The sequence below is a fragment of the Pantoea sp. X-Soil-ISGK-421 genome (assembly GCF_059730785.1).
Map to the genome: position 1 here is coordinate 3,968,216 of NZ_AP035979.1, position 15,056 is coordinate 3,983,271.

Consider the following 15,056-nt stretch of genomic DNA (forward strand, 5'->3'; position numbering starts at 1 on the left):
AAGTTATTTACCGCGTACCAGTGGCAGATTTTCACCACTCCAGCCGCTCACGCCATCTTTCAGTACGGAGACTTTTTCAAAACCCGCCGCGCTCAATTTCGCCGCAGATTCACCCGCACTTTGACCAGTGGCGCAAACTACAATTATGGGTTGTGACTTGTGCTTTTCCAGCTCGCCAAAACTCTCTTTTTTGATGTCTGCTGCCGCTACGTTGATAGCCCCAGAAATGTGTCCTTTGCGGTAATCGTCACGTGAACGAACGTCTACCACCACCGCGTCCTCTTTATTAATCAGGTGGGTTGCTTCACCACGACTGATAGTTTTTACTTTAGAGAACATACCTTTAACGGTGGTCACAATCACGAGAACGAGTAAAGCAACCCATGCCAGACTGAGGATGGGGTGATTGCTTGCAAACTGCATAATTTCTTGCATGAGGGGTAACGACTCCAAACCGGGCTGATAAGCTAAAACAAGGGTTCTGAGTATACCTGCGCCACTTCGCATGTACAGTCGCTAAGGGGACAGAGTTACGATTTGTGCGTCATTTTCCAAAAAAAGTGTTCTAATCGCAAAATTAAGACAAAGTTTATGCCGGTAAGCTCGGTGCAGACATTTTTAGCAAAGTAAAACCCGGCCAGGCCAACTGGTAAGCGGCTGTTCATCGTGGAATAATTATCGACTATGAAGGGAAAAGCGACCGTTACACACACAAGGACCCGTCACAACGGCATCACGTCTCCGTTGTCATTCCGCTGGTCCGAAATCTCCCTCAGTCTGCTTCTGGCGGGCACACTTTTTATGCCTGCTGCCGCTCGCAGCGCGGATGACAACAAAACGCAATTGAAGTCCATTCAACAGGGCATCGCCGAGAAAGAAAAGAGCGTGAAAGCGCAGAAACTGCAGCGCAGTAAACTGTTGGATCAGCTGCAAAGTCAGGAAAAAGTGATTGCGCAGGCCAGCCGTCAGTTGCGTGAAACGCGCAACAGTTTAAGTACCCTCGACGGTGAAATCGCGCAGGTCACCTCCTCGATTTCGCGTTTGGAAAAGCAGCAGGCACAACAAGAAAAACTCCTGGCGCAACAGCTTGATGCCGCCTTCCGTCAGGGACAGCACAATGGTTTACAGTTGCTGCTCGGTGGTGAAGAAGCCCAGCGCAGTGAGCGCATTCTTGCCTATTTCGGCTATCTCAATGCTGCGCGCCAAAAAAATATCGACGATCTTAAGCAAACCCAGCAGCAATTAGCGGAACAGCGACAATCGTTGCAGGGCAAACAGGAACAACAAAAATCGCTGTTAGCCCAGCAACAGACGCAGCAAAGCAAGCTGGAAGTGGCCAGCGCGGCGCGCAAGAAAACGCTCACCGTGCTAGAGAGTTCGCTGGAAAAAGATCAGGCTGACCTGGTTGAAATGCGTGAGAACGAAAGCCGTCTGCAGAGCAAAATTGCTAAGGCAGAGCGTGAAGCGCGTGAACGTGCCGAACGTGAAGCCCGCGAGGCGGAAAAAGTGCGGCAGCGTCAGGCGCAGGCGAAAGCTAAAGGATCAAACTATCAGCCTACGCAGAGTGAACGTGAGCTGATGGCGCGTACCGGTGGATTGGGCAAACCCGGCGGGCAAGCCGTCTGGCCGGTACGTGGACGTATTGAACATCGCTTCGGTGAATCGATGCAGGGCGAATTGCGCTGGAAAGGTTTGGTGGTAGCTGCGCCAGAAGGTACCGAAGTGAAAGCCATCGCTGATGGACGTGTATTAATGGCCGACTGGCTGCAAGGCTACGGTCTGGTTGTAGTACTGGAACACGGTAAAGGTGATATGAGCCTTTATGGTTACAACCAAAGTGCACTGGTGAGCGTAGGTGCTCAGGTGAAGGCAGGACAGCCTATCGCCCTTGTAGGCACCAGTGGCGGCCGCGGCACGCCTTCGCTCTACTTTGAAATCCGACGTCAAGGACAGGCCGTCAATCCACTACCGTGGTTAGGAAGATAAGTTTTGTTTCAACCCTCTAAGCTCTCGGTCGCGTTGTGCGGCCTATTTCTATCACTTTCAGCCCATGCGGGTAAACTCTCCATCGTGATCGACGACTTCGGTTATCGGCCAAAAGAAGAGAATAAGGTGCTGCAGATGCCCACCGCGATTTCAGTTGCGGTCCTGCCAAATGCCCCGCATGCCCGCGAGATGGCCACCAAAGCCCATCAGGGCGGTCGCGAGGTGCTGATTCATCTGCCCATGGCGCCGCTCAGTAAACAGCCGCTGGAGAAAGACACGCTGACGCCAGAGATGAGCAGCACGGAAATCGAACGTATTATTCGTGAAGCCAGTGGCAAAGTGCCCTACGCGGTCGGGCTGAATAATCATATGGGCAGCAAAATGACGTCCAGTCTGTCTGGCATGCAGAAAGTGATGCAGGTGCTTAATCACTACAACTATTACTTTCTCGATAGCATGACGATTGGTAACAGTCAGTCGATTCCGGCAGCGCAAGGCACCAACGTTAAAGTGCTTAAACGTCGTGTGTTTCTTGATGATAGCCAGGATGAAGCTTCCATCCGCACGCAGTTTACCCGTGCTGTGAAACTGGCACAGCGCGATGGTTATGCCATCGCCATTGGTCATCCGCATCCTACGACGGTGCGCGTACTGCAACAGATGTTGCCGACATTGCCAGCAGATATCACATTAGTGCGCCCAAGCCAGTTGCTGAATGAGCGGCTGCATCAGGGGCTCACACCGCCGCCATCCAGGAACCAGCCGGTGCCAAATCCGCGGTTCCGCGCGCCGAGCATGTGTAAGCCAGGTAAACCGTTACCGGCAGTGCCGCAGAGCTATGCTGTTGAGTTGGTCAGTGACAGCATTGCACAAAGCCCATTGTTCAAGCGTTTAGAGTCATTGTTGTAGACGAGTTAAAATGCCAACTGACCTTTAGCGTTAGCCTCAATACGAGGCTGCCGTTTTTTTCGTTATAATCGCGAAATTATTTTCTGCTATGGCTGTCGAATAGCCAGATTCTTTAGGGTAAGCCGTATTAATGAAAAAGCGTTGGAAAATAAATCTAATTAACACCGTGCTGAGTTTGCATGCCAAACTGAGCCAAATCGATAAGAATAAGTCTCCGCTGAGCTCGACGCATGAGTTCGAGCGTATCGTTATTTTTTCGACGACGGCATTAGGTGACTTGCTGTTTAACACACCTGCAATTAAAGCGATTAAGCGCCGTTATCCATCCGCTAAACTCATGCTGGTTTCCAGCGATAAAAACCGCGATCTGGTTGAAAACAGCAAATGGTTTGATGAAGTCGCTATCTGGGATAATAAAATTGTCCGCGCGCCTAATTTGATCAGAAAACTACGCCGCTTTAAACCAGATCTTACACTGCTACTGCACTCCAGCTTAGGCTACGATATTCTTAGCGCGCGGCTTGGCGGTTCAAAATATCTGGTTAGGGATAATTTTGGTAGCGATAGCCCCGTGTTCAATCATTGGCTTGATCTCTACTCACCGCGAGCTGAATCACATATCATTCAACGCAAGCTGAATCTTATTAGCGCATTAGGCTGTGACATCACTGATATCCGCATGGAATTTCCGATAAAAGTTAATGATGTTCCCCGATCAGAAAGCTCGGCTGTTGTCGGCTTTCAAATGGGCGCCTCAGGAAATAACCGTCGCTGGCCTGTGGAACACTTTGCACAATTGGCAGAGCGTATTTTTGACAACGTTCCAGATTCCAGGTTAGTTCTGACTGGTGCCGGGCAAGACCGCTCGATCGAAAGCGATTTTTTCGCGCAACTACCGGAAGAGTATCATTCTCGCGTCACGTCCTATATTGGCAAAACGCGTTTGCCAGAACTGCTTCAGCTTATTAATCGGATTGATGTATTAATTACAGGCGATACGGGTCCATTACATATTGCTGTTACCGCGCAAACACCGACGGTAAGTCTGTACGTAAGTGCCAATCCTCGCCATACCGGACCTTATCAGGATCTGGATATTCACCAGATTATCCGTATTGAGCCAGAGAACAATGATGACCCACAATTTCCCATGCGGAAAATTAGTGTAGATCAGGTCTATAATGCCGTGTTAAAAAGCCTGGATCGATAACATTTATACCAGGTTTTAGGCTAAAGCCTGGTATAGTATTCTTTCAACCTGGATGAGTTTATTAACGCAGATAATTTAAAAGCGCGGGAGTATATTTTAGGCTCAGGATTATTTTTAAAGGATAGCTTCTGGTGCTGCCTTCTCAAATATATTCTCATCAAGAGCACTTTCTAAGGAAAGATTATAGGTTTTAATACCCGCTCGTTCTAATTCACGGCTTGCATGCATGAAGGCTGGTCTAATGACAGTGCTAAAGTTGGATTCAAGCAAACTTGGAAGCTTATCATTTTCGTTTTCATAAAATCGCGGTGCTGAGAAGTTGTTCATATCAACGCCAGCCAATAAAATACGGCTGGCACCCAGCCAAACGGATATCTGTAACGCCCAGTATGCAACAGTGCCGGCGTCAAAAATGCCCTGACAAATATCCCATGAAAAACCTGACGTTAGTGGCGCTTCACAGAGAGAAAGGCCCATTTCCCCCTGATAGTTGAGCGCATATTCTTCAGGGCGCACGATACCTCTGAATACTTTAAAGCTCAGATCTTCAATGATTGCCAGGCGGCACTTCACATCCCGCAAATTAGCACGGTGCAAGATATCATTGAAGCAGTGCACGGTTGTAAACAGAACTAAGTTATTGTCACTGATAATATCCATGACAATATCGAATCTTTTATCGATAAATCCTCGATCGACGATGACATAATAAGAAAACGTAATTCTGTCGCGCAAATAGTAGGCGCCATTAACGCCCACAAATGTGGTGCTCGCAAGCTTCTCAACGTCTAACGATTTAACTGAAGGACCCGTGGCCAGGATAGTCACATCTCCAGATATCGTGGCACGCAATGCGTTAAGATCCTCAATCTTGACTTGTTTTCCCCAGTAGCTCAGCCGCTGAATATTATCAGTTTTGGCTCTACGGATTTTAATATGAGGCCACAAGTTTTCGTTGTGTCTCAATGCTCTGGCATGAGTGTAACGATAGATTTGTTTGAAAATTGAAGCCATTCAGAGCAGTTCCTTCAATTTTTCTATCACCATCGCGGCTGTAATTGCCTGCATGGTACCATCGCTTCCTTTTAATTCATGCTGATTCTTGCCATAACCGCCAATCAGACCCGGATCGGTCGGTCCAAATAAGGTGATATTCGGGCGATCCAGCGCCGCCGTCAGATGGCTCAAACCGGTATCCACCGACACCACCGCCCGCGCGCCTGCTAACTGCTGTGCCACCTGCTCAAGCGTTAACTTTGGCAGCACCTCAACATGGTTGAAACCTTCGGCCAGACGCAGTGCCCGCTGGTGTTCATGTTCCGCGCCCCACGGTAATTTTACGCGTAGGCCGGTTGGCTGCACTAACTCAATCAGCTCGCGCCAGTGTGATTCCGGCCAGTGTTTGTTATCACGCGTGGTGGCGTGCAAAAACACCAGATATGGCTGAGCGTGGTTGGGCAGCGTAGAGCGGAAATGACCGGCAATTGCGTAGTCGCCTTGCGTGGTGGGCTTTTCATAGCCGAGGCTTTTGGCAAATAGCTCACGCGTTCGTTCAACGGCATGCTGCTGCTTGTTGATTTCATGACGTTTGTCATACCACCAGCTGGCGAAAGGTTCGCGCGCGCTGCGACTGTCCTGACCGTGCTTCACGCCTTTTGCCAAGCGCGTTACCAGCGCGGCGCTTTTGATCAGGCCCTGCGCATCCAGCACCACATCATATTGGCGTGATTGCAGCTCACGTTTGAACAGCACACGCTCCTCACGCTGCTGGCTACCGAACCAATGCTTGCGCCAACGACGAATCGCCACCGGCAACACCTTATCCACCGCCGGATGCCAACCAGGAATTTGAGCGAAGTTTTCCTCAACCACCCAATCAAATTTGATGCCAGGGATCGCCTGCATCGCATCCGTGAGCGCCGGTAAGGTATGCAGCACGTCTCCCATCGAGGAGGTTTTAACAATCAAAACGTGCATTTCTACTCCTGCACCGGATGCAACAACGCGCTCAGTTCCTGATGAACACGCGCCGGCTGAATATCAATCAGGCTCTGGTGATAACCTTGCTCGGCATCTCCTTTGCGCACTTTGTGATAGCCGGTGATCAAACGAATGATACGCGCATGCTGGGACAGCGGCGGTGTGAAGTCCGGGCTGCTTGGACCATACAGGGCCACCAGCGGGCGATTAAGTGCTGCGGCGATGTGCATCAGGCCGGAATCGTTACTCACCACGGCTGCGCAGTGCGCCAGAAGAATGACCGCTTGCTCCAGTTGCGTATCACCCGCCAGATTTTTGCAGTGCGCGCGTGCTGCTTCTGACAGCGTCTGCACAATGGTGTCACCGGTTTCGCGATCTTTCGCCGAACCGAACAGCACCACTTGATAACCTTCACCAATCAGCTGTTCAGCCAGCGCAGCATAATGGTAGTGCGGCCAGCGCTTCGCCGGGCCGAACTCTGCGCCTGGACAAAACCCAATCGCCGGACGATCGGCTGACAGCGCAAACTGTGCCGCCGTCATGCGTTTCTCATCGTCATCAACGCGCAGCTGGGGCCACAACAATGGCTGCGGCAACTGCTGCGCTGAAGCCACCGGTTTGTCGTAGCCGAGCGCCACATAGCGCTCAACCATCAATGGAAAGGCTGCTTTATCCAGCACGCGCACGTCATTCAGTACGCCATAGCGCATCTCGCCACGCCAGCCAGTGCGACGTTTGATCCCAGCGAAAAAGGGCACCAGCGCGGATTTGAAGGAGTTCGGCAGCACATAGGCACGGTCATAGCCACTGGCACGCAGGGATTTCCCCAAACGGCGACGCTCACCCAGCGCTAATGCGCCATGCCCAAGTGGCATCGCCAACGCCTGATTCACTTCCGGCATACGCGACAGTAACGGACGGCACCAGGCTGGCGCCATCACATCGATCACCGCTTCAGGATGCTCAGCCTTGAGCGTGCGATAGAGACTTTGCGACATCATCATATCGCCGACCCATGATGGGCCAATAACCAGAATTTTCATCGCTGCTGCCGGTTTCCTTATGCGTTACGGTTCAGCCACGCCATGTATTCGCCCACGCCTTGCGCGACGGTTTTGAACGGCTTGTCGTAACCGGCTGCACGCAGGTTGGTGAGATCGGCTTGGGTAAATGCCTGATAACGGCCTTTCAGCTTCTCCGGGAACGGGATGTATTCAATCTGACCTTGCTGATGGAAGTTCAGCACCGCATCCGCCACTTCCTGGAAAGACTCCGCGCGACCGGTACCGCAGTTGTAGATACCAGAAACACCGTTTTCCCAACACCACAGATTTACGGCTACCACGTCATCCACATGGATGAAGTCGCGGCGGAAATCATCGCTGCCTTCGAACAGTTTTGGGTTTTCACCGTTACTGATCTGCGTGTTGAGGTGGAACGCTACGCTTGCCATGCCGCCTTTATGGCCTTCACGCGGGCCATATACGTTGAAGTAACGGAAGCCGCATACCGGGGATTCGGCTTCTGGCAGAATCTGACGCACATAGTGGTCGAAGAGCATTTTTGAGTAGCCGTAAACGTTCAGTGGCTGCTCGTACTGGCGCTCTTCGATGAAGTTCTCATTGCGGCCGCCGTAAGTGGCAGCGGACGAGGCGTAAAGGAATGGGATTTCGCGCTCCAGACAGAAGTGCAGCAGATCTTTAGAGTACTGATAGTTGTTATCCATCATGTACTTGCCATCCCATTCGGTGGTCGCTGAACACGCACCTTCATGGAAAACGGCTTCGATTGGGCCAAGATCTTCGCCAGACATGATGTAGCTGAGGAATTCCTCTTTATCCATGTAGTCAGCGATATCAAGATCCGCCAGATTCACGAACTTGGTGCCATCCTTCAGATTATCCACCACCAAAATGTCGGTCAAACCGCGGTCATTCAGCGCTTTAACAATATTGCTGCCAATCATGCCAGCGCCACCGGTTACGATAATCATATGCTTTGCCTTTAAAGAGTTGGGGTGAAACAGGAGGTTTCATCCACGAATGCCTACCATCATAACATTTCAGCCAGACGCAGGCAGCCAGATGACGCCGCATGCGCTGCACAAATCCTGTCCGCAGCGTGAACTATGCTGCAAAACCGACATATTGATGGCTGAAATGTCGTCTATTCGCTTTTCGATCAGTAATATGTGCCAAAATTTTGCTATCTGAGGAGCAGAATCATGTCCAGTCAGTTTTATTCGCAAATTCGTCAACAACTTGAGACAACACGTCAGGACGGATTGTTCAAACAAGAACGCACCATTACTTCGGCGCAGCAGGCAGAAATCAATGTCGCCAACAGTCCACCGGTCATCAACTTTTGCGCCAATAACTATTTGGGTTTAGCCAATCATCCGGCATTAATCCAGGCGGCGAAAGACGGCATGGATTCGCACGGTTTCGGTATGGCCTCGGTGCGCTTTATCTGCGGCACGCAAGACATCCACCAGCAGCTAGAGCACAAGCTCGCTGAGTTCCTCGGTATGGAAGATGCGATTCTGTTTTCATCCTGCTTTGATGCCAATGGTGGCCTGTTTGAAACGCTGCTCAGCGCGGAGGACGCGATTATTTCGGACGCCCTCAATCACGCGTCGATCATTGATGGCGTCCGTCTATGTAAAGCGCAGCGCTATCGTTATGCCAACAACAACATGAATGAGCTACGGGCGCGCTTACAGGAAGCACGCGACAAAGGCGCGCGCCACATTCTGATCGCCACCGACGGCGTGTTTTCCATGGATGGCGTGATCGCCAATCTGCAGGGCATTTGCGATTTGGCAGATGAGTTTGATGCGATGGTGATGGTGGATGATTCACATGCGGTGGGCTTTGTCGGTTCTGCCGGACGTGGCACGCACGAATATTGCGGTGTGATGGATCGCGTCGATATTCTCACCGGTACGCTGGGCAAAGCGTTAGGTGGCGCATCGGGCGGCTACGTGGCAGCGAAAAAAGAGGTGGTTGAGTGGCTTCGTCAGCGTTCGCGGCCGTATCTGTTTTCCAACTCGCTGGCACCGGCGATTGTTACCGCCTCGCTGCGCGTACTGGAACTGCTGAGTGAGGGCGACGGTTTACGCCAGCGTCTATGGGAAAACGCCCGTTTCTTCCGCGAAAAAATGACCGCTGCCGGCTTCACGCTGGCCGGTGCCGATCACGCCATCATCCCGGTGATGTTGGGCGATGCCAACGTGGCGCAGCAGTTTGCCAGCCTGTTGCAGCAGGAAGGCATCTACGTGACAGGCTTCTTCTATCCAGTGGTACCGCAAGGTCAGGCGCGCATCCGTACCCAGATTTCTGCCGGCCATACGCAGGCGCAGCTGGAACACGCCGTTGCTGCCTTCACCCGCATTGGTCAACAGCTGGGCATTATTTCAGGAGCAGGGAAATGAAAGCACTCGCCAAATTAAAAGCCGAAGAAGGCATTTGGATGGTTAAGGATGCGCCGATTCCCGAACCCGGCCATAACGACCTGCTGATTAAGATTCGCAAAACCGCCATTTGCGGCACCGATGTGCACATCTACAACTGGGATGACTGGTCGCGTAAAACCATTCCCGTCCCGATGATTACCGGTCACGAATATGTCGGTGAAGTGGTGGGAATGGGCGAGGAAGTTAAAGGCTTTGCCGTTGGCGATCGTGTCTCTGGTGAAGGCCATATCACCTGCGGTCATTGTCGCAACTGCCGCGCCGGACGCACACATCTGTGTCGCAACACGGTTGGCGTTGGCGTCAATCGCCAGGGCTGTTTTGCTGAATATCTGGTGATCCCAGCGTTTAACGCCTTCAAAATTCCCGACAACATTTCTGACGAACTGGCGGCGATCTTCGATCCCTTTGGTAATGCGGTGCATACCGCGCTGTCGTTCGATTTGGTGGGTGAAGATGTGCTGATTTCCGGTGCCGGACCGATTGGTATTATGGCGGCGGCAGTGTGTAAGCACGTCGGCGCGCGTCACGTGGTGATCACCGACATCAACGAATATCGCCTCGATTTGGCGCGAAAAATGGGTGTGACGCGCGCGGTTAACGTCGCGCAGGAAAATCTGCGCGACGTGATGGCCGAACTCGGTATGACCGAAGGTTTTGATGTTGGGCTGGAGATGTCCGGCGCGCCACCGGCGTTCCGCACCCTGCTGGAAGTGATGAATCACGGCGGACGCATTGCGCTGCTGGGCATTCCGCCGGGCGAGATGTCCATCGACTGGAATCAGGTAATTTTCAAAGGTTTGTTCATCAAAGGCATTTATGGCCGTGAGATGTTCGAGACCTGGTATAAGATGGCGGCGCTCATTCAGTCCGGCCTCGATCTCACGCCTATCATCACCCATCGCTATCACATTGATGAGTTCCAACAGGGCTTTGATGAGATGCGATCCGGACGATCAGGCAAAGTGGTGTTGAGCTGGGATTAAACATTCATTAAAGGGAGCTTTGCTCCCTTTAATTATTATTCGGCCAGTGCCAGATAGCGTCGACAAATGACGTGGGTATCAAAAGCAGCGAACTCATCAGCATGTAGCTGAGGCGGGTACTGATAAATCTCCAGCATTTTTTCTGCCAGCGACTCAGGCGTTAAATCCGCCAGGCCGCGCGCTAAATCGCCTTGCAGCAAAGAAGAAGGTCCACCCGGACAGCGTGTACTCACAACAGGTGTGCCGCACAGCATCGCTTCAATCAAGACATTACCAAAACCTTCGCTATCCGAGCTGACTATCAGCATCTTAGCCCGACTAATCCACGCATAGGGATTGAGAGTAAATCCCTGAAAGATGACGCGATCGCCAATACCTAACTGTTGGGCCAATGCCTGTAATGTTGCTTTACGCTCTGGTGATCCCTGGCCTAATAACACCAGCGGCAGCTCTATTTTGCTCAATGCATAGGCCTGCAACAGACGATCATGGCGCTTGGTTTCGTGAAATCGTCCCACATGCACCAGAAAACCCTGGGGCGGCACTGCAGCCGGCTCGGCTGCACGTTGCTGAATATCTGCGATATCAAAGGGATTACCAATCACATCCTCGCGCGACGGGGTAATCGCAAAGGCAGACTTGAGATCCTCCACCACCGCTGGCGAAACGCCAATCACATTACGTCCCTGATAAACACGGTGAATTTTGCGTACTTTTAACCAGCGCGATAGCCCCTGACGATGGCCCAGATAGGATGCGGAAAATACACCGTGTAGACAGAACCAGGTTTTACGAGGCAAGAGCGTTCGACAGCGACGCACAATACGATCGGTTTTGTGTAAATGAGAAACCACCAAATCGTATGTTCCTGCGCTCTGTTCTGCCCGGAGAACCGCGTCATCCAGTAATCTGGCGCGACGTGTTAACTCGGTCAGCTTGCGCCAGGGCTTGCGATTAGTATCCTGAATGACCTGATAATCAACGCCGTCAGGCAAAGGGTAATCGCACACCTTACGCAGCGAAAATAGCGACACCCGATGTCCCAGCTCAAGCATACCGGTCACCAACGTCAGTACGACTTTTTCAGCTCCGCCGCCCGGTAAACCATCAATCACCATGAGTATGCGCTTTGACAAAATTCCCCACCTGTCTGATTTTAAAAGTCTGTTTGACGAAATAATGTCGCGTGAATCTTAACGCAGTCTGATGGCAAATCCGATTCCTCACTGCGCTATTTACGTCTTTCTTATCCGTAGCAATTAGTTTTGCGTCACTGAAAAGCTCAGCGTAACATTGCGTTTTTATTGGCCTCAGGCGGCAAACATGACCCGGCATGCTTTCCTTATTACCATAGATACCGAAGGCGACAACCTTTGGCGCAATCATCGCTCCATTACCACTGAAAATACCGGCTATCTGCCACGCTTTCAGGCTTTGTGTGAGCGCTATGGTTTTAAACCCACCTGGCTGACCAACTATGAAATGGCAATGGATCCTGCTTTTATCGAATTTGGCAGAGATGTTATTGCGCGCAAACAGGGTGAAATTGGCATGCATTTACATGCCTGGAACAGTCCTCCGGAAGCACCGCTCACTGATGATGACTGGCGCTGGCAACCTTTCCTGATTGAATATCCTGATACGGTATTGCGCGATAAAGTTGCCTATATGACCGATTTACTGGAAGAAAAATTCCAGGTAAAAATGCTGAGTCATCGTGCCGGACGCTGGGCTTTTGATGAGCGCTACGCGGCGATCCTCACTCAACTGGGCTATAAGGTTGATTGCTCAGTAACACCGCGCGTTAACTGGGCCTTCACGCGTGGTGCGCCGCAGGGAAAAGGCGGCACTAACTATACTCACTTTCCACATAAGCCTTATTTTATCGATCCTGAGGATATTTCACGCAGTGGCCACTCATCCCTGCTCGAAATCCCCATGAGTATTCAATACAAATATTCACCGCTAATGAATACGGTGAAACAGGGCCTGTACCGCTTACGCGGCAAACAGAAAAGCCCTGCCGTTTATTGGTTACGTCCATCAGGGGGAAATCTGGCAGACATGAAGCGCGTGGTTGAAATGTCGCTGGCCGAAGGCCAGGATTACACTGAGTTTATGCTGCACAGCTCAGAATTTATGCCTGACGGCAGCCCGACATTCAAAAATGCACAAGATATCGAGCGATTGTACGAAGATCTGGACGCGCTGTTTAGCTGGTTAGCCCCGCGTTTCGAGGGTAAGACGCTGTCGGAATATCACGACAGCTTTAAACTTCAACACGCTTAGCGCTGAGTTGCTGCCATGCTTCCCAGACCGTTTCTAGCGAGACATCCTGACACTCTCCCGAAGCGGTCTGCATAATTTGATATTCACCTGACCACGGATGCCACAGCCTGGCATTGGTATCGCCGAAAAAAACCACCTGCTTTTTATGCAGTCCGGCGGCAAGATGCATCTGCCCGCCATCGCTACACAAAATCTGCTCACAGCGATCAAAACCTGCCACCAGTTCGCGCACGGATGCGGTGGGATAGCGCGCCACTCGCGGTGAATTTACCAACTGCATCAGCTCATCCGTACGTGCCGCATCGCCTTTATCATCGAGATCTAGCGTACCCTGCGGCGACCAGAACACCAGCACGCGCGCCTGTTCATCTTCCAGCAGCTTATTAATAAACGCCGCATACAATTCCACCGACCAGCGGCGTTTTGGGCTGCGACTACTGATATGCACGCCGAAGATCTTGCCTGGTGTGGAGAACAGCGCGCCTACACGTTTACCCGCCGCTTCACGTTCGGCGGTTGAGAGATAGATATTGACCGCAGGCACTGCAGGCGGCACATCGGTGAGGGCATAAAGATAGGAATAAGTATGCTCAACCTGATGATTTCCGCGAAAATCACTTTTTTGAAACGGATGATCAAGCCGCGCGTCAGCCTGAGCCGCGCCAATCACGTTACCGGCTCCAGCCATTTTCGCCAGTCGCAGGCTGTATTTGCACGGTACGGGATTCGCCAGAATGGTGGCGTCAAAGCGGGTTTTACGCAGCGCCAGCATGACCTTCACTCGCTGCCAGTACACGCCAAGCGTGGTTTCATTTTTACCGCGATGCTTGGCTTTCTTGTAAACATATAAGCGGTCAACATGTGGGTTATGAATCACCACATCCTCAGCAATTTTATTGACCAACAGGGTCAGGGTCGCCTCAGGAAAAGCTTTTTTTAATCCTTCCAGCAGTGGCGTGGTGCAGACCATATCGCCAATGTTGTCGCGTCTGATGACGAGAATATTTTTCATGCTGATGCCCAGTTGAGGGAGTTTTCTCACGTCAGTCAACGCTGAAAAACTCATAAAAATGCTGAAATGTTAGCGAGCAAAACATTTTTGACCATTATTGTGCAAAAAGTTCTTAATTCATTACTAATAATTGGGGTAACAAATTTGTAACTTAGTAGCGGAAAAATGTCGCTTGCAACGCCCTTACTCTCTGTCATTACGCCATTATTTAATGCAGGCGCGATGTTCGAGTCATTCATACAGTCCCTACTCGCCCAAACCTTAACCTCACTCGAAATCATCATTGTCGACGATGGTTCCACTGACGGTTCAGGTGAGCGCGCGGATGCTTATGCGCAGCAGCATCCTCACGTGCGCGTGATTCATCAAGCCAACGGCGGCGTATCGCGCGCGCGCAATGCGGGTTTAGCGGTAGCGCGCGGTAAGTATGTTTCGTTTCCGGATGCCGACGACACCATGGATCCGGCGATGTATCAAACGCTGGTTGAGATGGCAGAACGCGACAATCTTGATGCCGCGCAGTGCAATGCGGAGTGGTTTTTTAAGGCCAGCCAGCAAGTGAAGCCGCTGATTCCGCTCGATCGATTAACCAGTACCGGAGTGCTGAGTGGTCCAGAGTGGCTTAACAAAGCCCTGAAAACCCATCGCTATATGCACGTGGTATGGCTGGGAATTTACCGCCGTGAAGTGATTGAGCAACTCAACCTCAATTTTGAACCCGGGCTGCATCATCAGGACATTCCCTGGACCACCGAGTTCATGCTCAACGCCCAACGCGTGCGCTACACCGATAAAGTGCTGTATTGCTATTACATGCATGATGCCTCAATCAGCAACCGCAAGCGCACCGGACAGCGCAACGTGGAATATCAGCGCCATTACCTGAAAATTGTGCGATTACTGGAAGAGATCAATGCACGTTATCGCCACAAGGTGAAAATCTACCCGGCGTTTCACTACCAGATTACGCATGAGGCGCTTAGCGTGTGTCACTGTATCCGGCGCGAGCCCGAAGAGAGTGCGCGTCAGGCGATGATTGCTGACCTGTTCGCGACGCAAACCCACAAGCGCATGCTGCGTAACGCACGCGGCGTGCAGCAATGGTATCAACTGCTGCTGTGGCTGAGCCGAATTTATCGCTGGCGCAAGAAATAAGCGCCGCGTCTGGCTTTCACGCCTTTGGGGTTTGCCCTACAATCAGCTGACTGAATT

The 15,056-nt window shown here is 51.5% G+C and carries 14 protein-coding genes; 7 read left to right on the plus strand and 7 right to left on the minus strand.

Going from position 1 to position 15,056, the window contains the following annotated elements; translation table 11 throughout:
- Window positions 1-3: 3 nt before the first annotated feature.
- Window positions 4-435 carry a rhodanese-like domain-containing protein gene (locus tag AC6I8K_RS18395; RefSeq protein WP_007885326.1) on the minus strand — a complete coding sequence of 144 codons (432 nt, stop codon included), beginning with the start codon at window positions 433-435 and terminating at the stop codon, window positions 4-6.
- Between the two features lie 249 nt (window positions 436-684).
- On the opposite strand from AC6I8K_RS18395, the gene envC reads away from it, so the two are divergent.
- The 3 genes from envC to AC6I8K_RS18410 all read left to right on the plus strand — a co-directional run bounded on the left by envC (window position 685) and on the right by AC6I8K_RS18410 (window position 4,105).
- Window positions 685-1,986, plus strand: a complete 1,302-nt coding sequence (gene envC, locus AC6I8K_RS18400) for a murein hydrolase activator EnvC (protein ID WP_497827186.1) — start codon at window positions 685-687, stop codon at window positions 1,984-1,986.
- A gap of 3 nt (window positions 1,987-1,989) precedes the next feature.
- Complete coding sequence (locus tag AC6I8K_RS18405; protein WP_483816450.1) at window positions 1,990-2,895, plus strand: divergent polysaccharide deacetylase family protein; 906 nt, start codon at window positions 1,990-1,992, stop codon at window positions 2,893-2,895.
- A gap of 130 nt (window positions 2,896-3,025) precedes the next feature.
- Complete coding sequence (locus tag AC6I8K_RS18410; protein WP_497827187.1) at window positions 3,026-4,105, plus strand: glycosyltransferase family 9 protein; 1,080 nt, start codon at window positions 3,026-3,028, stop codon at window positions 4,103-4,105.
- A 114-nt stretch (window positions 4,106-4,219) separates the two neighbouring features.
- Here the strand turns inward: AC6I8K_RS18410 and AC6I8K_RS18415 are convergent, their stop codons facing one another.
- Genes AC6I8K_RS18415 through rfaD form a run of 4 tightly spaced genes read right to left on the minus strand, consistent with a single transcriptional unit; the run spans window position 4,220 to window position 8,078 of the window.
- Entirely contained in the window at window positions 4,220-5,119 is a 900-nt protein-coding gene (locus tag AC6I8K_RS18415) for a WaaZ-like lipopolysaccharide core biosynthesis protein (RefSeq protein ID WP_483816452.1), read from the minus strand.
- Window positions 5,120-6,082 carry a lipopolysaccharide heptosyltransferase RfaC gene (rfaC, locus tag AC6I8K_RS18420; protein ID WP_497827188.1) on the minus strand — a complete coding sequence of 321 codons (963 nt, stop codon included), beginning with the start codon at window positions 6,080-6,082 and terminating at the stop codon, window positions 5,120-5,122.
- A 2-nt stretch (window positions 6,083-6,084) separates the two neighbouring features.
- Window positions 6,085-7,128 (minus strand): ADP-heptose--LPS heptosyltransferase RfaF, encoded by a 1,044-nt coding sequence (gene rfaF, locus AC6I8K_RS18425; RefSeq protein ID WP_064741524.1) that lies wholly within the window; start codon window positions 7,126-7,128, stop codon window positions 6,085-6,087.
- 17 nt (window positions 7,129-7,145) lie between these two features.
- The gene (gene rfaD, locus AC6I8K_RS18430; RefSeq protein ID WP_064741523.1) at window positions 7,146-8,078 is read right to left on the minus strand and encodes an ADP-glyceromanno-heptose 6-epimerase; all 933 of its coding nucleotides are present in this window, start codon (window positions 8,076-8,078) and stop codon (window positions 7,146-7,148) included.
- Window positions 8,079-8,309: 231 nt separating this feature from the next.
- Here rfaD and AC6I8K_RS18435 point away from each other — a divergent pair, with 231 nt between their 5' ends.
- Together AC6I8K_RS18435 and tdh are read left to right on the plus strand one after the other, a co-directional pair.
- On the plus strand, window positions 8,310-9,518 hold the full coding sequence (locus AC6I8K_RS18435) for a glycine C-acetyltransferase (RefSeq protein ID WP_497827189.1): 1,209 nt from the start codon (window positions 8,310-8,312) through the stop codon (window positions 9,516-9,518).
- Window positions 9,515-10,543, plus strand: coding sequence for an L-threonine 3-dehydrogenase (tdh, locus tag AC6I8K_RS18440; protein WP_064741521.1), 1,029 nt, complete (start codon window positions 9,515-9,517; stop codon window positions 10,541-10,543). Before AC6I8K_RS18435 ends, tdh begins: the two co-directional genes overlap by 4 nt.
- A 35-nt stretch (window positions 10,544-10,578) precedes the next feature.
- Here tdh and AC6I8K_RS18445 read toward each other — a convergent pair whose 3' ends face one another.
- Window positions 10,579-11,679 carry a glycosyltransferase gene (locus tag AC6I8K_RS18445; RefSeq protein ID WP_497827190.1) on the minus strand — a complete coding sequence of 367 codons (1,101 nt, stop codon included), beginning with the start codon at window positions 11,677-11,679 and terminating at the stop codon, window positions 10,579-10,581.
- 187 nt (window positions 11,680-11,866) lie between these two features.
- Between AC6I8K_RS18445 and AC6I8K_RS18450 the strand changes: the two genes are divergently transcribed.
- Window positions 11,867-12,832, plus strand: a complete 966-nt coding sequence (locus tag AC6I8K_RS18450; protein ID WP_483816457.1) for a polysaccharide deacetylase family protein — start codon at window positions 11,867-11,869, stop codon at window positions 12,830-12,832.
- Here AC6I8K_RS18450 and AC6I8K_RS18455 read toward each other — a convergent pair.
- Window positions 12,813-13,844, minus strand: coding sequence for a glycosyltransferase family 9 protein (locus AC6I8K_RS18455; protein ID WP_483816458.1), 1,032 nt, complete (start codon window positions 13,842-13,844; stop codon window positions 12,813-12,815). The two genes, AC6I8K_RS18450 and AC6I8K_RS18455, sit on opposite strands and share 20 nt — an antisense overlap.
- A 165-nt stretch (window positions 13,845-14,009) precedes the next feature.
- On the opposite strand from AC6I8K_RS18455, the gene AC6I8K_RS18460 reads away from it, so the two are divergent.
- Window positions 14,010-14,999 carry a glycosyltransferase gene (locus AC6I8K_RS18460; RefSeq protein ID WP_483816459.1) on the plus strand — a complete coding sequence of 330 codons (990 nt, stop codon included), beginning with the start codon at window positions 14,010-14,012 and terminating at the stop codon, window positions 14,997-14,999.
- Window positions 15,000-15,056: the final 57 nt, after the last annotated feature.